Origin of the sequence: Pantoea sp. GbtcB22 (assembly GCF_019091025.1) — a bacterium.
Classification (GTDB): domain Bacteria; phylum Pseudomonadota; class Gammaproteobacteria; order Enterobacterales; family Enterobacteriaceae; genus Pantoea; species Pantoea leporis.
The window spans coordinates 512,118-531,060 of record NZ_JAGXKB010000001.1 but is presented as its reverse complement, the minus strand read 5'-3'; the positions used below and the strand labels follow the sequence as shown (position 1 = coordinate 531,060).

Genomic DNA, 18,943 nt, shown 5'->3' with positions numbered 1-18,943 from the left:
TCGATCAGCCCCTTCTCCCACTGGTGGGAGAAGGTTGGGATGAGGGCTTAAGCGCACCATATAAACCAAAGGACAACCCATGAAACCGGCACCAACCTCGACTGAACGCGACGAATCTCTGGCGCTGCGCGCCGCCTGGCTGCACTACGTCGGCGGTTTAACGCAGGCGGAAGTGGCGAAACGACTTGGGCTGCCGTCGGTAAAAACGCACCGCATGATTGCAAGAATGGTGGCTGAGGGCGCGGTGAAGGTGTCGATTGATGGCGATATCGTCGCCTGCGTCGAATTAGAAGATCGGTTGCGCGCGAAATTCGCGCTTAACTTCTGTCATGTCGCCCCCGATCTTGGCGAAGAAGGCTTGCCGGTGCGCGCGCTGGGCATGGCGGGCGCGGATTACCTGCGTAACCTGCTCACCGCGTCGCCTTCTACCACCTTAGGTCTGGGGCATGGCCGCACCCTTTCCGCCGCCATCCATCAATTGCCACGTATTGATGCGCCGCATATGCGCTTTGTCTCGCTGCTCGGCTGTTTAACCCGCAACTACGCGCTCAATCCTCACGACGTTATGCACCGCATCGCCGAGAAAACCGGTGCGCAGGCCTACATGATGCCCGTGCCTTTCTTTGCCAATACCCAGGAAGATCGCGAAGTGTTACTGGCGCAGCGCGGCGTGAGCGAGGTGTTTGCCATGGCGGCGCAGAGTGAAGTCAAACTGGTGGGAATTGGCACCGTGGAACCCGCGGCTCAGCTGGTTGAAGCCGGCATGATTGATGAAGCGGAGATCAATGATATCTCCTCATCCGGCGCGGTCGGCGAGCTGCTGGGCCACTTCTTCGATGCCAACGGACAGATGATTCACACCAACCTAACAGCCCGCACGTTGTCGGTGGATCTCGATCTCTCGCATCGCGCAGAGATTGTCGCCCTGGCGGGCGGCGCCAGTAAGGTTGCCGCGATTCGCGCAGTGCTGGCCAGCGGTCTGGTGACCGGTTTGATCACGGATGAAGTGACGGCGCAGGCATTGGTGGGCTGAATTGCAATGATGAAATGTTCACTGTGTAGTACCAATAAGCGTAATTGGTACTACACAGTGAACATCTCTGACATTATGCGCCGTTGAAAAAACCCTTCACATCAGGCTAAGATGTTCCATATATAGTACAAATTACGTTTATTGGTACCCTGTATGGAACAAGTCATGGCTTCTATCACTTCACCCACCTCACGCTATGCTCAGGAAGCGATTGCCCTATTAGCTTCCTTGATTCGTGCTGAACGTATCGAGAAGCAAATTCCAGTATCTGAGTTAGCAGAAAGAGCCGGTATTTCGCGTGGGACTTTACATCGCATTGAGCAAGGCGACGTGAAATGTCAGATTGGCAGTTATTTCGAGATTGCGGCCATATTGGGCATTCCCCTGTTTGATGCAGAGGTGAGTTTGCCATCATTGGTCAGCCATCGAAATCGTGTTGAGGAAAAGCTCAAGCTGTTACCCAAACACACCAGTAAAAAAAAGAGTAGCAGGAAGGTGAAGGATGACTTCTGAAGCGCGTTTTAGAGACGCTTACGTATGGATATGGCTGCCAGGTGAAACATCACCAGTGGTGGCGGGCAGGCTTGAGACTGAAGGCGATACGCTGCTTTTCAACTATGGTCGTAGTTATCTGCAGCGAGAAAACCGCATTCCGCTCAATCCCAATGAACTTCCTCTGCGGACTGGCGTTATTCCGCCGCTGAATGGGTTAAACATTGCGGGCTGTATCCGTGACAGCGCACCTGATGCCTGGGGACGCCGGGTCATTATCAACCGTCGTATGGGACGGAAAGGCGCCAACGTCGATATCGGAATACTCGATGAGCTGACGTATCTCATTGAGTCCGGTTCAGATCGCATTGGTGCCCTGGATTTCCAGCACTCGGCGACGGAATACATTCCGCGCTCAACTGCGAATGTCACCCTTCCTGAATTACTGGAGTCGGCTGATCGGGTTGAAAAAGGCGTGCCGCTAACACCCAAACTGGATCAGGCGCTTTTTCATGGGACGTCGATCGGTGGCGCGCGGCCAAAAGCGCTGATCGAGGCCGAGGGAAAAAAATACATCGCGAAATTTTCTGCCAGTGCGGATATCTGGAACGTGGTGAAAGGCGAATTCCTGGCGATGCGGTTGGCGCAGTTGGCAGGATTGCATGTCGCTCCGGTGAAGCTAGTCAAAGCCGCCGGACGCGATGTGATCATGATTGAGCGCTTTGACCGCGAACATAAAGCCGATGGATGGACGCGAAAAGTGATGCTTTCGGCGCTGACCCTATTTGAACTCGACGATATGCTGGCGCGCTATGCCAGCTACGAAACACTCGCTGAAATTATTCGTCAACGTTTTGCCGCGCCCAAAGAGACTTTGCTGGAGCTGTATAAACGGCTTTGCTTCAATATTCTCAGCGGCAACACCGATGACCATGCCCGCAATCATGCCGCCTTTTGGGATGGTAAAAGCTTCAGTCTTACGCCTGCTTATGATATTTGCCCGCAAGGTCGTGCTGGCAACGAAGCCTCGCAGGCGATGTTGATTAGTGGCAACAATAATCTGAGTCGTATGAGCAGCTGCCTGGATGCCGCTCATCACTTTGCTTTGAGTCGCGCTGACGCGCATGCGCATTTCATGCTGATAAAAACGTCGATTGAAACCTATTGGCATCATGTTTGTGATGAAGCCGATTTGAGCAAGGTGGATCGGGAAAGCTTGTGGCACAGGCAGTTCATCAATCCTTTTTCACTTGAATAGCTGATCGCGTGAATCAGACTAAACTCACTTCAACGCCCTTCTCACGCAGCGCTTTTTGATAGCTCGCCTCCAGTTCGGCATCGGTGATCAGTTGGTTAAACGGCTGAAGCGGTGCCAGCGCAAACGGATGAATCTGGCCAAACTTTGAGGAATCCGTCAGCGCGATGGTGTGTGTAGGTTTTTCCATGATGGCGTTGACCACGTCACAGCGCAGCATATCGCGGCCGGTAAAGCCGGTGATCGCATCCCAGCCATCAATGCCGATAAACGCCTTATGGAAATTGAGGTGCTGAATACACAGACGCGTTAGTGGCCCCACCACCGATTCACTGCTTTTCTGGAACAGGCCGCCAAGGATGATCACATCGCCGCCCTTTTCGCGCAGCAATCCGGCGATGTAATGGCTCACGGTAATGATGGTGATATCGTTGCGTTCACTCAGTTCACGCGCCAGCAAAGCGTTAGTACTGCCGCCTTCGATAAACACCGTTTCACCGCTTTTCACCAGCGACGCCGCGTACTCGGCCAGACGCTTTTTCACCGCGAAGCGGGTTTGCATACGCGCGCCAACATCATCACTTTCTGGCGCCACGGCGGAACCGTGCACGCGGCGCAGAAAGCCGCCTTTCTCCAGAAGATTGAGATCCTGACGCACCGTCACTTCTGAGACGCCGGTGGTGTGCGCCAGCTCATTTACGCTGACGCTGCCGCGCTCGCTAACCAATTGGATAATCTGCTGATGACGTGCGTTCATAACACCCGCTGCTGTGAAATTTTTGCCAAGCTTACCAGAAATTTAGCCCAATCCCAGACTGCGGCGACCATTGGCATTCAGTGCATCGAGGGTGAAGCGATCGCGCCACTGCGTTTCATAATCCTCCTGCGGGAAATCGCCTGGCGACGCACCGCTGGCCAGCGCCTGCGCCACTTTAGTCGCGTAGGCGGCATTTTTCTCACACAGCGGTGCGGCGGGAATGTACATTACATTGCCCCAGCCTTGCTGATCCTCTACCGGCGCGACCGAGTGGATCACATCACAATGCCACCAAACCGAATCGCCCGCCTGCAGCGCGGGAATCGAACACAAGCCCTCAATCAGTTCCGGATGCCACTGCGCTGAAACCGGCAGCACTTTGCCCGGCGCAACGCCGCAAAGCTCATCTTCCGGTACATCTTTCAACAACGGACGCAGTAACAAATAGGCCATCGCTTCCGGCACCGGCACCACATGCAGCAAGCCCTGACCAATCTGCATATCCGACAGCGCGGTCCAGCCCTGGAAGGTACGGAATACCGAGCACTTGGTGGTAGTCCCTGATTGATACTCATTCACTTCAGTGCGATGCGCCGCATCCCAGGGATCGTATTGATCAAACTGGTTGGTGAAAATTTTGCTGAACACCTGTTGATACGCCGGCAGTAACCAACGCTCCAATGCGCCTGAATCAGTGTGCGCGCCAAGACCTTTGGAGGTGGTGCCCGGCAAGCGGCGACGAATACGATCGGGATAAATGATGCTGACGTCAGGATCAAACCAGCGCGAGCCGCGCGACTCAAACGTCCACAAGCGATTGAGGAAAGATTGCGTCTGGGCCATGGCCTCGCTTTGACGCGCTGACATCTGCGCATCGCTCCAGTAAATCGGATAGATTTCCGGACGTGACGCATCAAGATTGCCGAAGAAGTTATCGCCCGGCCCTTGGTAGACGTTGTCGAAATCATTGTCATCGAGGTATTTGAGCATCGATTCATCCCAGGCCAGCGCCTGTTCGCGCGGGAAAGTCTGCTTCACCACCACACAACCGCGTCGACGAATATGATCCTTCACCTCATCGGTGATACGTCCCGCCGCAATATCCTGCTGACTCACCTGCGGCCACGCGCTGCCGTTTTGCGCCTCTTCCGCGCGAGCAGCGGCAATTTCGCTGACGATTTTGCTTCTGACTTGTTCAAACAGACCTTCGACATCGCCGATCTGCTCTCTTAACACCCTTTTCATCAGGCGAACGTTATGTTTGAAATCATCAGGTTGTTGCAATGAAGTGAAAGTATGATTCATGACATGCTCCGATTCGTTAACTTGATCGTTTCATTCGAAACTAAAGTACGCTTCATTCATAACAAATGCGCAGCAATAAACAATAATGCAACCGCCGAATCCGGAGGTTGATCACATTAAGATCGAAGAATGGGTTTCAGGTGAAAGTGGCGGCGCGTTTTACGCCACCACTGAAAGATCAGGATTGTGACGTTTTAGGCAGCGCTTGTAGAATGGCATCCACGCACTGCTGCGCCGAGAGTAAGGCGCTATCAAGCTGCAGATGATCGCGCTCCCAGGCTTGATATTCGCGCTGTTCAACTGCCTGCCAATCCGGCAGTTTCAAACCTTTAATATCGGAAGCGCGATTTTCGACGCGAAAGCGATGTTTGTTATGATCGGAACAGATTACTTCGACTTCCAGCAGCGGCGCACCGCTCAACAAGGCGATATCGCGATAAGCGTTGCGGATCAGCTGCAGGTCGTTAACCGAGTCGGTAATAACGGTGGAACCGAGCAGCAAATTGTCGCGTGCCAATCCGTAGATAACGAAATATCCTTCCGGCCCGATCGCTTTCTCGCTCTCTTCACCCGATCGCAACGCCTGTTCGATAGTATCGACGCGTAAATACACCGCACCGATCTGCTGCGCTAATAAGCGCGCAATGGTGCTTTTGCCGGTGCCGGGTAATCCACTAAACGTGATGAGCATTAATTAATTCCTATTTTACATTGATGTTCAATCGTGATTAGCCTGACGGTGAATGCGATTTTTATTATCACTGCAGGCCAGGTTTCCTCTTTCCTGGCTGAACGTCCCAGTTGGCACGTTTGCAGCGCTGGATGCGTAAATAGCTTTCGTCACTAAATGTGTAAAACGGTAAGAGCCCCTTGCGCAATTAGTGAACGCACTCACAAGTCAGAAACAATTCATTAACCAACGTTTGATCTTTTCCCCGCCAGCTTTTATACCTTTTGAAAATTATTTCATGCATAAGAAATAATTTTCAAGGTTAACCCCGGCTCGTTTTTCCGCGTTTTGTCGTCACGGCTGAGCCATACACATTCAGCGCAGTTCCGGGGAATAAACATGAAAAAAATTACTGTTCTAATCGCCAGTTTATTCATGGCGGGCAGTTTCACCAGCATCACGCAAGCAGCGGATGCGCCTCAATTTCGCTGTAAACCCGGCGAAACTTACTACATGAACGTGATGGTGACAGGCGTAGAGTATTGGTTCCCGGTTTACGAAATGTTCAAGCAGGCTGCGCATCAGCTGGGCTGTAAGACCGTATACGGTGGCACACCCGCTTATGACGTTAACCAGCAACTCTCAAGCTTTGAACAAATCCTGGCACAAAAACCCGCCGGTATTTTTCTTCATCCAATGAATCCTGACCCCTTTATTGAGCCCATTAATCGTGCTGCTGAAATGGGCATTCCAGTGGTGACGTTTGCCGCCGATTCACCTAACAGTAAACGCGTTGCTTATATCACCTCAGACAATTTCCGTGAGGGTAAAGCCGCAGCCGACGAACTAGGGAAAGCAATGGGTAAAGGTGCCGAATTTGCGGTGCTGGAAAACCCCGGTCAGGATAATCACGATAGGCGTGTCACTGCGTTTATTAATGAGATGAAAACCGCCTTTCCTGACAGCAAATTAGTCGCACGCGCTGCGACGAATCAGGACCCTTCGAAAGCCTATAACGCCGTACTCTCAATGTTGCAGGCGAACCCCAATCTGAAAGGCATCTTTATGCCGGAAGCCAGCTCTGCGATTGGTGCTGCGCAGGCAGTGGCTGAAAACGGCGGCAAAGTGAAAGTGATGACCGTGGATGTCAACGCTAAGGTGCTGGATATGATTAAAAGCGGTCAGGTATTTGGCGCAATCAATCCAAATCAGGGCATCCAGGGCTATATGGGTTTTATGACCTTGTTCCTTGCTGCTCATCCTGAACTGATCGATCCGATGAATGACGCCAAACGCAACGGGACCAATCCTTTTGCCTTCCCAATCCTTGATAACGGTTATGCGGTGGTGACTAAAGACAACGCCGATGATTTCCGCTGGGATGCTTATCTGAAACGCCGCGGCACTAAAGGCATCAATGAGTAAGGCGACGATTATGACAGCACTATTGGAATTACGTGGCATCACTAAAAGTTTTGGCGCGGTACGGGCTTTACAGGGGGTAGATCTCACCCTCCGCGCGGGAGAAATTCATGCGCTGGCCGGAGAGAATGGCGCTGGAAAATCAACGTTGATGAACATTATTGATGGCATTTTGCGTCCAGATGGTGGCGAGATATTGCTGTGTGGCAAGGCCGTGACCATTCGCTCACCACGTGAAGCACAGAGTCTTGGCATTGGTCTGGTACATCAGGAAATTGCTCTTTGTCCTGATATCAGCATTTATGAAAACATTTGGATGGCGCATGCCGCTGGCCAGCGCGGCGTGCTCATGCCGCATAAAGTACTACGTGAAAAAGCGCAGCAGGTGATGAATCGACTCGCGCCGATAGCGGTGACTAAAAAAGTGGGTGAACTTTCTCTCTCTCAGCAGCAACTGGTGGAGATCGCCAAAGCGCTGACGCTGGATTGTCGCCTGCTCATTCTGGATGAACCCACCGCCGCGCTAACCGAACCAGAGGCTCAAACGCTGTTTACGATTGTGCGCCAGTTGCAGGCGCAAGGTATTTCAGTGGTCTATATCAGCCATCGCATGGCAGAGATTTTTGCGCTATGCCAGCACATCACCATTCTACGCGATGGCCTTACGGTACACAGTTCAACGCTGCAAAACATGACGCCCGATGAAGTGATTACACGTTTGGTCGGACGAGAACTGTCGCAACTCTATCCTGATAAACGCCCAGTTAGCGCCGCTTCACCATTGCTTGAAGTGCGTGAGCTTGGCGATGGCAAACACTTCCACGATATCAATTTTGATTTGCGTCCCGGCGAAATCCTTGGCATTGGCGGTTTGATGGGGGCAGGACGCAGCGAAATTGCGCAGGGTATCTGCGGTTTACTGCCCATCAAACGTGGCGCAATCCGTATCAAGAGCAAAGCTGTGACATTGAGGGATTACGCCGCGAGTATTGCGCTGCGCATGGTCTATTTGTCGGAGGATCGCAAAGATGCCGGACTTTTTTTAACGATGCCGATCGAATGGAACATTTCGGCTCTGGATGTCAACGCAGTCAGTCATCATCGTTTGTTGATCAGTCCGCAGCTTGAGCGTCAGCAGGCAGAGGCGCTGGCAAAGCAAGTGAAACTCAAGCTTGCCAAATTAAGCGATCCGGTGTCGTCGCTATCAGGTGGGAATCAGCAGAAAGTCGCGCTAGCACGCGTATTATCGGTACAGCCGGAAATTGTATTTCTTGACGAACCAACACGTGGCGTGGATGTCAGCGCCAAGGCTGAGATCTACAGTATCCTCGCCAAACTGGCGGCCAGCGGTGTGGGTTTAATCGTGATTTCATCAGAGTTACCGGAACTCATTGGCCTGTGTGATCGCATCATCGTGATTCATGAAGGGCGCATGAGCGGAGAAGTGACCGGTGAGGCAATGAATGAAGAGAACCTGATGCGGCTAGCGGCTGGCATCATTCCAGAAGCGGAGGCTGTATGACAATGAATACCACCTTGCCTACACTGCAAAAATCGCGTTGGTCTCTTTTTGGCGGCATTCATAAACAGCGCGAAGTGGGACTGATTGCGATCATTGCACTGATCTTCATGGTGATGAGTTTCACTTCCCCCTACTTTCTCACCTGGGCCAACATGAAGGCGATGCTACTGTCGTTTTCAATTGAAGGCATTGTGGTGATTGGCATGACTATTCTGCTAATAGTTGGCGGTATCGACCTTTCGGTTGGCGCAGTGGTTTGTCTTTCAATGGTGGTCGCTGGGCAGCTATTTCTTAGCGGCGTGGATCCCTGGCTGGCTGGCGTAGGCGGCATTGCGGCGGCGGCGCTGGTTGGCTTTTTAATGGGGCTGACGGTAACAAAAATCGGCCTCAGTCACTTTATCGCTTCGCTGGCGGCGATGGTTATCGTGCGCGGCCTGTGTATGATCGTCACTCAGGGAACGCCGCTATCATTATTTACGCTGCCCGTGAGTTTCAAATTTATTGGCCAGGGCGCTCTGTGGGGCGTTCCGTTCGTTATCCTGCTGTTCTTCGTGCTGGTCGCGCTGTTCGACTTCTTGCTGCGTAAAGCCACGTTATTTCGCAAAGTGTTCTACACCGGCAGTAATGAACGTGCCGCCGCCTATTCCGGCATCAACATTAATCGCATCAAATTGTGGGTCACAGTACTGACCTCTACGCTGGCAGGACTCGCCGGCATTATTTATATGGCACGTCTTGGCTCTGCAACGCCAACCTTTGGTGTCGGTATGGAACTGAATGTTATTGCAGCGGCGGTCATTGGCGGCGCGAGTCTGAAAGGTGGCACTGGCTCGATTCTTGGCGCAGTGCTTGGTGTTGCATTGCTGTCGATCGTCACCAGCTCGCTAATATTAATCAACGTCTCCGTTTACTGGCAGGAGTTGATTAAAGGTTTGATCTTACTGGCCGCCGTCTCAATCGATCACTTACTGAATAAATACCGTGCTGCATAAGGAATTATCGCCCATGGAATTCGCTAATGAGCACCCTACGTTTCATAGCGCGCGTCAGATTTACCAGGTTCTGGTGATGTATTACCTCGATGGCAAGAAACAGTCGGAGATTGCGGTTGAAACCGGCTTATCGGTTGCCAGCGTTAATCGTCTGATACGTCAGGGCAAGGAGAGCGGCATGGTGGAAATCACCATCAAATCCCCTTGGCTTTCAGCACATCAACTGGAGAGCGATCTGGCTGCCCTCGGTCAGTTGCAACAGGTGGTGGTGGCGCCGAACGTTGCACGCAGTGAGGATCATAGTCTGCAAATGGTCGGCGCAGCGGCGGCAGAATATTTGTTATCACGTCTAAAGGATGGCGATGTCATTGCTATTACTGGTGGCAAAGGTGTAAGTGCGCTGGTTGAAGCATTACAACCCTCACGTAAATACGATGTTCAAGTGGTACCCGCGCTGGGCTGCGTGCAAGGCAAACATTACACCGACGTCAATCATGTGGCCTCGGAAATGGCGGCGCGTCTTGGCGGACACGCATGGCAGATTCACGCCCCGCTTTTTACTGATTCTGCCGATGAACGCGACATGCTGATGGGCATTAGCGCCGTCGACCAGGTGCTGGATAAAGCGCGTAACGCCACGTTAGCGGTAGTGGGTTTAGGATCAATTTATAGCGACAACTCCAGCTACTACGATCTTAACCTCTCGGCGCGCCATGCTTCCTCCAGCATTGAAACCAGCGGTGCGCGCAGTGAACTGTTAGCCTGGCTGCTGGATGCTAACGGCCAACCGGCTCCGTTCGATGCCAACCGGCGTTTGGTTGGCCTGACGTTGCCTGAACTGCAACGCATTCCCTTCTCAATGGCGGTGGTGGCTGGTCGTGACAAAGTGGACCCGATTGACTGCGTGCTGCACGGTCAGTGGCTGAAAGGCATGGTCACTGATGAATCGACTGCGGCAGGCGTACTGGAATTGGCCCTGAGCCGAGGAGCATCTCATGGATAACATTAAAACCCGCGAACAACGCCTGAGCGCCCTGCGCCTGCGTTCATCGACACCGGTGTTGATTGTCGGCGGCGGCATCAACGGCATCAGCACTTTTCGTGAGCTGGCGCTGCAGGGCATTCCGGCGATTCTGGTGGAAAAAGGCGACTGGTGTCAGGCCGCCAGCGGTGCGCTGTCGCGCATGATTCACGGCGGTTTGCGGTATCTGGAAACCGGTGAATTTACGCTGGTCAAAGAGTCGGTCACCGAGCGCGATCGCCTGCTGAAAAATGCTTCGCACTATGTTTTCCCCCTACGCACCACGGTGCCGATCGATAATCTCGCTGGCGGTTTAGTGAATGCTACCCGCCGTTTTCTACGCCTGAGCGATAAACCGACGCGGCGCGGGGCGTTGCTGATCAAAACCGGGCTTAGCCTGTATGACATTTACACCCGCCAATATGGATCGATGCCGAAGCATCAGGTGCGCAATGAAGCCGCCACGCGTGACCGCTGGCCAGGATTCGCGCCTTGGGTGAAATACAGCGCCAGCTATTACGATGCGTGGATCAGCGCGCCGGAACGGCTGGGATTTGAGTTGATTGATGATGCCGAAAAAGCCTGTCCAGAGGCGCTGGCGCTCAATTATCTGCAGCTGGTCAGCGCTGAGGGCGAAACGGTTATTTTGCAGGATGCGTTGAGCGGTGAGCGATTTAGCCTGCAACCGCATGTGCTGGTGAATGCCGGTGGCGCATGGATCGACCAGCTTAACCAACGCATCACCTCCAACCGCGATCTGCCAAAGCTGATTGGCGGCACCAAAGGTTCGCATCTGATCCTCGATCATCCCGAATTGCTGCAGATGCTGGACGGCGAAATGGTTTATTTCGAAAACCAGGAAGGCCGCGTCTGCATCATGTTCCCGTGGTTTGGCAAGGTGCTGGTGGGTTCCACCGATATCCGCGTGGACGATCCCGATGCGGTGGTGTGCGAAGAGGAGGAAAAGAGTTATATCCTGGAGTCACTGCGCTTCGTCTTCCCGCATATCGAGGTGGCGGATTCCGCCATCGTTTACACCTTCTGCGGCGTACGTCCGCTGCCCGCCAGCGAGGCCAAAATCAACGGCCAAATCTCGCGTAATCACTCGTTAGTGGTGTTGCCGGCTGACGCTAATCGCGCCTGGAGCACGCTCTGTTTAGTCGGCGGCAAATGGACCACTTTCCGCCAGTTTGGTGAAGAGGCGGCGGATCGCGTGCTGCGGCTGCTCGGCGAAAAACGCCAGGTCTCCAGCGGTGATGTGCCGATTGGCGGCGGACGTGATTTCCCCAAACCTTCAGGACAAACCGCGTGGCTGGCGCAACTGGCGCAGCGTTATGGCGTGCCGCTGCCGCGCGTGATGCAACTCGCCAAACGTTACGGCAGCCGCGCCCTGCCGCTGCTGGCGCTGATCCAGCAGCACGGCGAGCAAATGTTGCAGCATCACGCCGCCTACAGCGATGTCGAATTGCAGTATCTGATTGAGCACGAGCAGGTTTGTCAGCTGGAGGATTTGCTGGTGCGCCGCACCTCGCTGGCGATTTGCGGTGAACTTAGCGCGCCGCTGGTGCAGGAGATCGCGCAGATCATGGCCGCAGCGCTCGGCTGGAGCGATAGCGAACGCGCGCAGCAGCTGCAGTGCGGCTGCGCCAATCTGGCAAGGTTGCACGGCCTTACCGGCCTTTACCCCACGGTTTTTCAGGAGGAAACACGACATGTTAGTAACCAATAAAGTGCGCATGCAGCGTCTGTTTCAGCACGGTAAATGCCTGGATGTCGCCATTGATCACGGTATCGCCAACGAGCCCGATTTTCTCATCGGTCTGGAGAATATTGAGGGCGTGATGGATAACCTGATCGCCGCGCAGCCGGATGCGATTCAGGTCAACTACGGTCAGGCTGATCTGCTGCAGCGTGTGGCGGGACGTAAACCGGCGCTGGTGTTGCGCACCGATGTGGGCAATGCCTACAACGCGGCGCGTCACCGGGAAATGTGGGCGGTGCTGCACAATCCGGATGAACCGATTCTTGCCGCGTTGCAGATGGACGCCGCCGCAGTGGTTGTAAACCTCTATCTGATCCCGGATGAACCGGGCATTTTCCGCATGTGCGTCGAAAATATTGGCCGCTTGCGCCAGGCTTGCGATCGCTACGCCATGCCGCTGATGATTGAGCCGCTGGTGATGGCCCCCGCCGGACAAGGCGCGGCTTACGGCTCACTCGGCGATGTCGAGAAAATTGTGCCGCTGGTGCGGCTGGCGCGTGAGTTAGGTGCCGATATCATCAAAGCCGATCCCACTGAGAACGTGGAGGATTTTCATCGCGTGGTGGAAGCGGCGCGCTGTCCCACGCTGGTGCGCGGCGGCGGCAAAGGTGAACTGGCTGGCGTGCTGACGAAAAGTGCTGCGCTGATGGCGCAAGGTGCCAGCGGTATGGTGTATGGCCGCAATGTTTATCAACACGATAATCCGTCACGCGTGGTGAAAGCGCTGATGGCGATTATTCATCAGGGCGTCAGCGGCGCGGACGCCCTGGAAATCTATCAGCAGGGTTGAGCCTTACCTGCACCGGCGCTTAAGCGGTGCGCCGTCTTCGCCAGTTGCACGGAGTCGGATATGAAGATAGTTGGTATTGATGCCGGAAACACCATGATCAAAGCGGTGCTGTTTGATCTCAGCGGTCGCGTATTGTCGGTGGCCGAGTGCGCGGGAGAAACCCATCGTCCGCAGGAAGGCTACGCCGAACGGCCGGTGGCGGATATCTGGCATGGCGTCAGTGATGCGGTGAGCCGTTGTCTGCAGCAGGCGGAGACGCCCGCCAGCGATGTGATTGCGGTTGGCGCGGCCGGCCACGGCAACGGTTTGTACGCGCTGGATAAGCATCAGCAGCCACTGTTTGGTATTCAATCTATCGATCATCGAGCTTGTGACAAGGTGCACGCGCTGGAAATGAGCGGCGCGGATAAGCGCATCTACCAGATTTCGCTGCAAAAACCCTGGCCTGCGGCAACGCCGGTATTGATTAGCTGGATTAAGCAACATCAACCCGAGCGCTGGGCGCAAATCGGACATTTATTGCTGGCGAAAGACGTTATCGCCCATTTTCTCAGCGGTGCGATTAGCGCTGATTTTTCAGATGCCGCCGGTGCCGGCTTAATTGATTATCGTGCGCGCAGCTACAGCCGTGAATTGATGGCGCTGTACGACATCGAAGAGGCGCTCGCCCTGCTGCCCGCACTGCGTGAATCCTGCGAGGTGGTTGGCCATGTCACAGAACGTGCATCCCAACTCACCGGATTACCGGCGGGCATTCCGGTGGTGGCGGGCATTTTTGATGTGGTGGCCAGCGCCGTGGGTTCTGGCGTGGTGAACAGCGGTGAAGCCTCAATTGTCGCCGGTACTTGGAGCATCAATCAGGTAGTGGTAGATAAACCCGATTATCTGCGCCCGGTATTTATGAACTCCATTATTGAGTCCGACCGTTATATGGCGATTGAGGCCAGCGCCACCTCGGCGGCGAATCTCGACTGGTTCCTGCGCGAATTCGACGATGGTCGCGGCGGTCAGGGCGCCGCGCGCAGCAGCGATAGCGTGGCGCACGTGCAACCCAATGCCCAGCTACCGCTCTATCATCCTTATCTTTATTCCGGACGCAAATCGGAACCGGCCAAGGCCGGGTTTTATGGCTTAGGCGGCTGGCATACACGCGCCGATATGCTGTTTGCGCTGTTTGAAGGCGTGACCTTTGCCCATCGGGCGCATATTGATCGCTTGCGTGCGGCAGGCATCCCTTTTACGCAGGCCATTTTGTCGGGCGGCGCGGCGCGCAGTTGCATCTGGCCGCAGATGTTTGCTGACGTGTTAGGCATACCGATTCGCGTGGCGGAGTGCAAAGAGACTGGCGCGCTGGGCGCCGCCTTGTGTGCCGGTGTGGGCGTCGGCGCGTGGCGCAATCTTGCCGAGGCCGCGCAGCAGGCGGTGCAGATCAATCCCGGCAAATTGTTGCCGCGACCAGAGCGCGTTGCGTTTCACGACGTACGCTATCGGGTGTTTAAAAAGCTGGAGCTGGCGATGCGCGAGATGTGGCAGGAAGCCAGTTGATTATTGTTTATTAACAATGCATTAGTTTTAAGATCGTATAAAAAATGACAACCCCTGCGCAGTGATGTACACTTGAGCTATCAAAATGTTCAAATGAACATCGTTCAGGAGGTTGTTATGACAACTGCATCCCCATTCAATCACGGCAATGCCGCACGCGTCTTCGATCCCACGCTGATCCAGCACGCTCAGCAATCGTTTATGGATCAAATGGGCTTACCGCGTAATCCGCTGAAAGCGCACCAGTTGATCACCGAAGGTCTGGATGTCGGCATCGTTGAACGCGCGGCCACGGTGCTGAAAGCAACGCCACTGGATGTGGCCCAAATGGTCTCTATCGATCGCAATACCTATCGCCGCCGCGAGAAAGCCGGATCGCAACTTTCGGTGGAGCAAGGTGCGCGCGTGTATCAGGTGTTCGAAATTCTGGATGCCGTATTGCAATTATTTGCCGGTGACGTTGACGCTGCCATGCACTGGATGTATCAACCTGCGTTGGCACTGGATGATGCATTGCCGATGGAGATGCTGAGCACGCCTGCGGGTTGTGATGCGGTGTTAACGCTGATTGGTCGCCTGGAACACGGAGTAATTGTGTAATGACGCAACGGAAGGAACCGGATGCTCCCTATCGGCTGTTTTATCGACTCGTGAAAGAAGAGTACGCCAGCGAGGCATTTAGCGGCGCTGGCGCTGAAAAATGGGGCGGACGCTGGAATCCGCCCGGCATTAAGACGGTGTATCTCAGCAGTTCAAAGGCGCTCGCCACGCTGGAACTGGTGGTGCATGCCGGTAAAGCGATGCTGGAGAAAAGTCGCTTTGTGATTTTTACTCTGCCGATTCCTGAGAGCGAAATCATGGCGCTGGACAGCAATAAACTGCCCGACGATTGGCAAAAGTATCAGCAGCAAGAAGAGACACAGGCGATTGGCGCCGCATTCCTCGATGTGCAAGGCGGCTTTCCTTTGCTATTAACGGTACCCAGCATTTTGACCGGCGAAGACAACGCCATTCTCAATCCCGACCATCCCGCCGCTGCGGCCCTATTTGCACAAGCTACTTCAGCGCCCTTCGCGCTTGATCGCCGGATTAAAGCGTGACGAGGGTATTGCTTCAGTGCGAGTACACATTTGCTAAAGGCGCTGGCGCGTCTGCTGCGGCAAAAGGGCTATCCACAGCGCTGAGGATTTTACGTTGGGCCAGGAGCCTCACGCATGGATGCGTGAGGCAGTTCGGGGCCGGCCAGGACGGCCGATCCCCGAACGGTCCGTTGGCACAACGTAGAAGCCGAAGGCACCGCGCTAGCGGCGCGAGGACGGCCCGTGACGCAGCAGATGTGTCTGCGCCCGCACCGAATTTAAAGCAAAATATCAACGCGCCGGTTTCGCTAAAGCATACGCCGCCGTTAAATCCACACGTTGCCAGAATGACTGATCTGCATCATTGCCAGACAGCGGATAGCCGTTTGGCAGCGCGCTTTTCACCATCAGGCTACGAATCTGCGCATCAGACAGCTGCGGCAACGCGGTTTTTAGCAGGATCTCCGCGCCCTGCGGGACTTTGACAGGCGCGTTCTGCACATTGGCTCTCGGCAGGTTGTAACTCATGGTGAAACGATAGAACTGCTTCATCGCCGGTGAGCGATACGGATCGTCATTGCCATTGCTGCGCGCACACTCTGCCAGCGACGTGCCACACACTCTTTTTCCAGCGCGGCACGCAACTGATTACGCGCTTCCCTAAACAGTGCCTGATAGCGCGCATCGTTGAGATAATTCGCCACGTTGCGCTGCGCTACCATGCGCGAACCCATCACATCCAGCGGGTAATGCACGCCCAACACTAAACGCGAATAACCATAGCGTGCGCCGCGCGTCACCAATGCTTCAAAACGTTCCGGCACCATTTCGGCCAGCAACAAAGCATCAGTATAACCGGTGTTGGTGTGGCCGCTCGGGAAAGAGCCGCCGTCGGCGGTGTAACGCACGTTATCCTTCAACACCACATCGTCCGGTACCAGATGGATGCTGTTGCCTTCACGCAGGAACGGTCGCGGATAGTTAAAGTGCTTTTTCGCCGCGCTGGTGCTGACTTCACTGGCTTTAATCAGCGCGGCGGCTTTACCAATCTCACCTTTGTCGTAAGCGGCGAGGAAGGCTTTGCCAAGGCGCGGACCAAGCGCATCGGAGAGGAAATAGAGATAGCTGATGGCTTCTGCATCGGCCAGAGCCTGATGACGCACATTTAGCGTGGCGTTCAGATTGATGTGGGTAACGGTGGCTTGACTGGCATCAAGCACGCTAGCGGGCAACGTGCTAAAGCCTGAAAGCAGCGCAATTCCGGCCTGCTGGTTCTCTTTCATTTTGAAATCGTAGCCGCTGTTTTTCAGCCACTGCGTGTCAGCTTGTTTCGCGGTCTGTTTGGCTTTTTCCAGTTGCTCGCGCGTCAACGTGCTGCTGTCACCTTGCAGCGCCTGACGTTCAGCCTGTAGCGATTGCTGCTCGAGATCGCTATAAGCGGAGGTGGAACCGGTAGAGGTTAAGCCTGCCAGCGCGGCCGCATCGGGCAGTGAAACCGCATGTGCTTGCTGTGCCAGCAGAATAACCGTTGCAATCAGTGTGAAGCGGGTTTTCATTATTTTCCCCTGTTATCAGAATATTACCTTGCCGGGGAAACACGCTAGCACTCGGTTATGACAGATTTATTTCATTTAACGACACTGACTGGCACAGTTTTGTACGCAAATTTGTGCCAGCGAGCCGCAGCCGCCGTTATTGTCATTTTTACACTGTGATTGCTGCACATAGCAGTTTTGCTGACAGGCTGAAACATCGCACTTCGCGGCAATCGGCGTCAGCTGCACCACCGGTGCTTTTCGCTCCGGCTGCCATTGCGGTTGTGCCAGCACGCTGGCGCTGAACAGCAAGGTAAAAGCCATTATCCATTTCATGATTGAGTCCTCGCAGAACGGGTGTAATGAGTATGGCTGCTGCGGGGCCAATTACCATGCTGAAACAATCGATTCACTCTTTCACAGAAGTTGCTCTGCTGCAGTGCATGGACGTGCGCCACTGTAGTGCAGAGCGGCAAGATCAGATGCTGCTTCGTTGATTTTAAATCAATGAGTTAGCCTCCATTCGGCCAATCTTCCAACCTGGTACAAAAGTTGCAATCTTTAATGCATAGCAAAGGAGACGGATATGAAAGCGATTGTGATTGGCGCGGGCATTGGCGGTATGAGTGCTGCGATTGCGCTGGAGAAAGCGGGTTTTGACACCGCGGTGTTTGAAGCAGTGAAAGAGATGAAGCCGGTGGGTGCGGCGATCTCTATCTGGCCCAACGGCGTGAAATGTCTCAACGCGTTGGGCATGAAAGAGCCGCTGCGCGCACTGGGCGGCAACATGGCGTTTATGGCCTACAACGATGCGCACAGCGGCAGCACGCTCACCCGCTTCAGCATGAAACCGCTGGTGCAGCAGGTGGGGGAATATCCCTATCCGGTGGCGCGCGCGGAGTTACAGGCGATGCTGATCGATACCTACGGACGTTCGCGCATTAGCTTTGGTAAACGCGTCACGCAGGTTGAGCAAACCGAGCATGGCGTCACCGCCTGGTTTGATGACGGTAGCCAGGCCGAAGGTGATTTTCTGATTGCCGCCGATGGTACGCACTCGGTGATCCGCCACTATGTGCTGGGTGAAAGCGTGGAACGTCGTTACGCCGGTTACGTCAACTGGAACGGCCTGGTGACGATTGATGAAGCGATTGCGCCCGCCGATCAGTGGACCACTTTTGTCGGTGAAGGCAAACGCGTGTCGCTGATGCCGGTTAGCGATAACCGCTTCTACTTCTTCTTTGATGTTCCGCTGCCAAAAGGCTTGCCGGAAGATCGCGCAACGTTGAAAAATGATCTCAAAGGCTACTTCAGCGGCTGGGCCGAACCGGTGCAGCGTCTGATTGAACGCCTCAATCCGGAAACCACCAACCGTGTGGAAATCCACGACATCGAACCGTTTAGCCGTTTTGTTAAAGGTCGCGTGGCGTTGCTGGGCGATGCCGCACACAGCACCACGCCGGATATCGGGCAAGGCGGTTGTGCGGCGATGGAAGATGCGGTGGTGCTGGCGCAGACGCTGGCGTCACACTCTTTAGGGATTGAGGATGCGTTGTTGCGTTATGAAGCCCGTCGTGTGGATCGCACCAAAGATTTGGTGTTGAAAGCCCGTAAGCGCTGCGATGTGACCCACGCTAAAGACGCGGAAGTGACGGCGGCGTGGTATGCAGATTTGAAAAACGAAACCGGCGAGCGCGTGCTGGCCGGCATGTGCGATACCATTGAAGGCGGTCCGCTGGGTTGAATCAGGTCGCCATCAATGG

Annotated in this window: 17 protein-coding genes and 1 pseudogene; 13 read left to right on the top strand and 5 right to left on the bottom strand. The window is 54.5% G+C overall.

The window, feature by feature from the left end; all coding sequences use genetic code 11:
• The first annotated feature begins 79 nt into the window (after positions 1-79).
• The 3 genes from KVT28_RS02480 (at position 80) to KVT28_RS02470 (ending at position 2,783) form a co-directional block, all read left to right on the top strand.
• Positions 80-1,033: a sugar-binding transcriptional regulator gene (locus KVT28_RS02480; protein WP_217546612.1), complete on the top strand. Its 954-nt coding sequence runs from the start codon at positions 80-82 to the stop codon at positions 1,031-1,033.
• A gap of 165 nt (positions 1,034-1,198) precedes the next feature.
• Positions 1,199-1,546 carry a helix-turn-helix domain-containing protein gene (locus KVT28_RS02475; RefSeq protein WP_110866164.1) on the top strand — a complete coding sequence of 116 codons (348 nt, stop codon included), beginning with the start codon at positions 1,199-1,201 and terminating at the stop codon, positions 1,544-1,546.
• On the top strand, positions 1,536-2,783 hold the full coding sequence (locus KVT28_RS02470) for a type II toxin-antitoxin system HipA family toxin (protein ID WP_217546610.1): 1,248 nt from the start codon (positions 1,536-1,538) through the stop codon (positions 2,781-2,783). Before KVT28_RS02475 ends, KVT28_RS02470 begins: the two co-directional genes overlap by 11 nt.
• A gap of 13 nt (positions 2,784-2,796) precedes the next feature.
• Here KVT28_RS02470 and KVT28_RS02465 read toward each other — a convergent pair whose 3' ends face one another.
• The 3 genes from KVT28_RS02465 to KVT28_RS02455 all read right to left on the bottom strand — a co-directional run bounded on the left by KVT28_RS02465 (position 2,797) and on the right by KVT28_RS02455 (position 5,533).
• Positions 2,797-3,537 carry a DNA-binding transcriptional regulator YciT gene (locus KVT28_RS02465; protein WP_217546607.1) on the bottom strand — a complete coding sequence of 247 codons (741 nt, stop codon included), beginning with the start codon at positions 3,535-3,537 and terminating at the stop codon, positions 2,797-2,799.
• Positions 3,538-3,579: 42 nt separating this feature from the next.
• The gene (locus KVT28_RS02460) at positions 3,580-4,842 is read right to left on the bottom strand and encodes a DUF1479 domain-containing protein (RefSeq protein WP_217546604.1); all 1,263 of its coding nucleotides are present in this window, start codon (positions 4,840-4,842) and stop codon (positions 3,580-3,582) included.
• A gap of 178 nt (positions 4,843-5,020) precedes the next feature.
• Positions 5,021-5,533, bottom strand: a complete 513-nt coding sequence (locus tag KVT28_RS02455; RefSeq protein WP_217546602.1) for an AAA family ATPase — start codon at positions 5,531-5,533, stop codon at positions 5,021-5,023.
• A gap of 378 nt (positions 5,534-5,911) precedes the next feature.
• On the opposite strand from KVT28_RS02455, the gene KVT28_RS02450 reads away from it, so the two are divergent.
• From KVT28_RS02450 to KVT28_RS02410, 9 genes are all read left to right on the top strand, one after another.
• On the top strand, positions 5,912-6,937 hold the full coding sequence (locus KVT28_RS02450) for a substrate-binding domain-containing protein (RefSeq protein WP_217546600.1): 1,026 nt from the start codon (positions 5,912-5,914) through the stop codon (positions 6,935-6,937).
• 10 nt (positions 6,938-6,947) lie between these two features.
• Positions 6,948-8,456: a sugar ABC transporter ATP-binding protein gene (locus tag KVT28_RS02445; RefSeq protein WP_110866169.1), complete on the top strand. Its 1,509-nt coding sequence runs from the start codon at positions 6,948-6,950 to the stop codon at positions 8,454-8,456.
• Positions 8,453-9,448, top strand: a complete 996-nt coding sequence (locus tag KVT28_RS02440; protein WP_137385805.1) for an ABC transporter permease — start codon at positions 8,453-8,455, stop codon at positions 9,446-9,448. The genes KVT28_RS02445 and KVT28_RS02440 overlap by 4 nt, the downstream gene beginning before the upstream one ends.
• A gap of 13 nt (positions 9,449-9,461) precedes the next feature.
• Positions 9,462-10,451 (top strand): sugar-binding transcriptional regulator, encoded by a 990-nt coding sequence (locus KVT28_RS02435; RefSeq protein WP_110866171.1) that lies wholly within the window; start codon positions 9,462-9,464, stop codon positions 10,449-10,451.
• Positions 10,444-12,198 (top strand): glycerol-3-phosphate dehydrogenase/oxidase, encoded by a 1,755-nt coding sequence (locus KVT28_RS02430; RefSeq protein ID WP_217546597.1) that lies wholly within the window; start codon positions 10,444-10,446, stop codon positions 12,196-12,198. Before KVT28_RS02435 ends, KVT28_RS02430 begins: the two co-directional genes overlap by 8 nt.
• Positions 12,182-13,021, top strand: coding sequence for a class I fructose-bisphosphate aldolase (locus KVT28_RS02425; RefSeq protein ID WP_101764370.1), 840 nt, complete (start codon positions 12,182-12,184; stop codon positions 13,019-13,021). The genes KVT28_RS02430 and KVT28_RS02425 overlap by 17 nt, the downstream gene beginning before the upstream one ends.
• Positions 13,022-13,081: 60 nt before the next feature.
• Positions 13,082-14,566, top strand: a complete 1,485-nt coding sequence (locus tag KVT28_RS02420; protein WP_110866174.1) for an FGGY-family carbohydrate kinase — start codon at positions 13,082-13,084, stop codon at positions 14,564-14,566.
• A gap of 117 nt (positions 14,567-14,683) precedes the next feature.
• A complete protein-coding gene (locus KVT28_RS02415) occupies positions 14,684-15,166 on the top strand; it encodes an antitoxin Xre/MbcA/ParS toxin-binding domain-containing protein (protein ID WP_154193487.1) in 483 nt (160 codons plus the stop codon).
• Positions 15,166-15,666, top strand: coding sequence for an RES family NAD+ phosphorylase (locus tag KVT28_RS02410; RefSeq protein WP_101764367.1), 501 nt, complete (start codon positions 15,166-15,168; stop codon positions 15,664-15,666). Before KVT28_RS02415 ends, KVT28_RS02410 begins: the two co-directional genes overlap by 1 nt.
• Before the next feature lie 270 nt (positions 15,667-15,936).
• Here the strand turns inward: KVT28_RS02410 and KVT28_RS02405 are convergent.
• Together KVT28_RS02405 and KVT28_RS02400 are read right to left on the bottom strand one after the other, a co-directional pair.
• A pseudogene (locus KVT28_RS02405) lies at positions 15,937-17,201 on the bottom strand (phosphatase PAP2 family protein).
• A gap of 75 nt (positions 17,202-17,276) precedes the next feature.
• Positions 17,277-17,516 (bottom strand): hypothetical protein, encoded by a 240-nt coding sequence (locus KVT28_RS02400; RefSeq protein WP_101764365.1) that lies wholly within the window; start codon positions 17,514-17,516, stop codon positions 17,277-17,279.
• 250 nt (positions 17,517-17,766) lie between these two features.
• Here KVT28_RS02400 and hpxO point away from each other — a divergent pair, with 250 nt between their 5' ends.
• Entirely contained in the window at positions 17,767-18,924 is a 1,158-nt protein-coding gene (gene hpxO, locus KVT28_RS02395; RefSeq protein WP_110866178.1) for an FAD-dependent urate hydroxylase HpxO, read from the top strand.
• Positions 18,925-18,943 lie beyond the last annotated feature (19 nt).

Excerpts from the sequence above, each read along its gene's own strand:
- KVT28_RS02415 (WP_154193487.1), top strand. The coding sequence starts at position 14,684 with ATGACAACTGCATCCCCATTCAATCACGGCAATGCCGCACGCGTCTTC.
- KVT28_RS02450 (WP_217546600.1), top strand. The coding sequence starts at position 5,912 with ATGAAAAAAATTACTGTTCTAATCGCCAGTTTATTCATGGCGGGCAGT.
- KVT28_RS02475 (WP_110866164.1), top strand. The coding sequence starts at position 1,199 with ATGGCTTCTATCACTTCACCCACCTCACGCTATGCTCAGGAAGCGATT.
- KVT28_RS02470 (WP_217546610.1), top strand. The coding sequence starts at position 1,536 with ATGACTTCTGAAGCGCGTTTTAGAGACGCTTACGTATGGATATGGCTG.
- KVT28_RS02420 (WP_110866174.1), top strand. The coding sequence starts at position 13,082 with ATGAAGATAGTTGGTATTGATGCCGGAAACACCATGATCAAAGCGGTG.
- KVT28_RS02425 (WP_101764370.1), top strand. The coding sequence starts at position 12,182 with ATGTTAGTAACCAATAAAGTGCGCATGCAGCGTCTGTTTCAGCACGGT.
- KVT28_RS02455 (WP_217546602.1), bottom strand. The coding sequence starts at position 5,533 with ATGCTCATCACGTTTAGTGGATTACCCGGCACCGGCAAAAGCACCATT.
- KVT28_RS02440 (WP_137385805.1), top strand. The coding sequence starts at position 8,453 with ATGACAATGAATACCACCTTGCCTACACTGCAAAAATCGCGTTGGTCT.
- KVT28_RS02400 (WP_101764365.1), bottom strand. The coding sequence starts at position 17,516 with ATGAAATGGATAATGGCTTTTACCTTGCTGTTCAGCGCCAGCGTGCTG.
- KVT28_RS02410 (WP_101764367.1), top strand. The coding sequence starts at position 15,166 with ATGACGCAACGGAAGGAACCGGATGCTCCCTATCGGCTGTTTTATCGA.
- KVT28_RS02480 (WP_217546612.1), top strand. The coding sequence starts at position 80 with ATGAAACCGGCACCAACCTCGACTGAACGCGACGAATCTCTGGCGCTG.
- KVT28_RS02430 (WP_217546597.1), top strand. The coding sequence starts at position 10,444 with ATGGATAACATTAAAACCCGCGAACAACGCCTGAGCGCCCTGCGCCTG.
- KVT28_RS02445 (WP_110866169.1), top strand. The coding sequence starts at position 6,948 with ATGACAGCACTATTGGAATTACGTGGCATCACTAAAAGTTTTGGCGCG.
- KVT28_RS02460 (WP_217546604.1), bottom strand. The coding sequence starts at position 4,842 with ATGAATCATACTTTCACTTCATTGCAACAACCTGATGATTTCAAACAT.
- KVT28_RS02465 (WP_217546607.1), bottom strand. The coding sequence starts at position 3,537 with ATGAACGCACGTCATCAGCAGATTATCCAATTGGTTAGCGAGCGCGGC.
- KVT28_RS02435 (WP_110866171.1), top strand. The coding sequence starts at position 9,462 with ATGGAATTCGCTAATGAGCACCCTACGTTTCATAGCGCGCGTCAGATT.
- hpxO (WP_110866178.1), top strand. The coding sequence starts at position 17,767 with ATGAAAGCGATTGTGATTGGCGCGGGCATTGGCGGTATGAGTGCTGCG.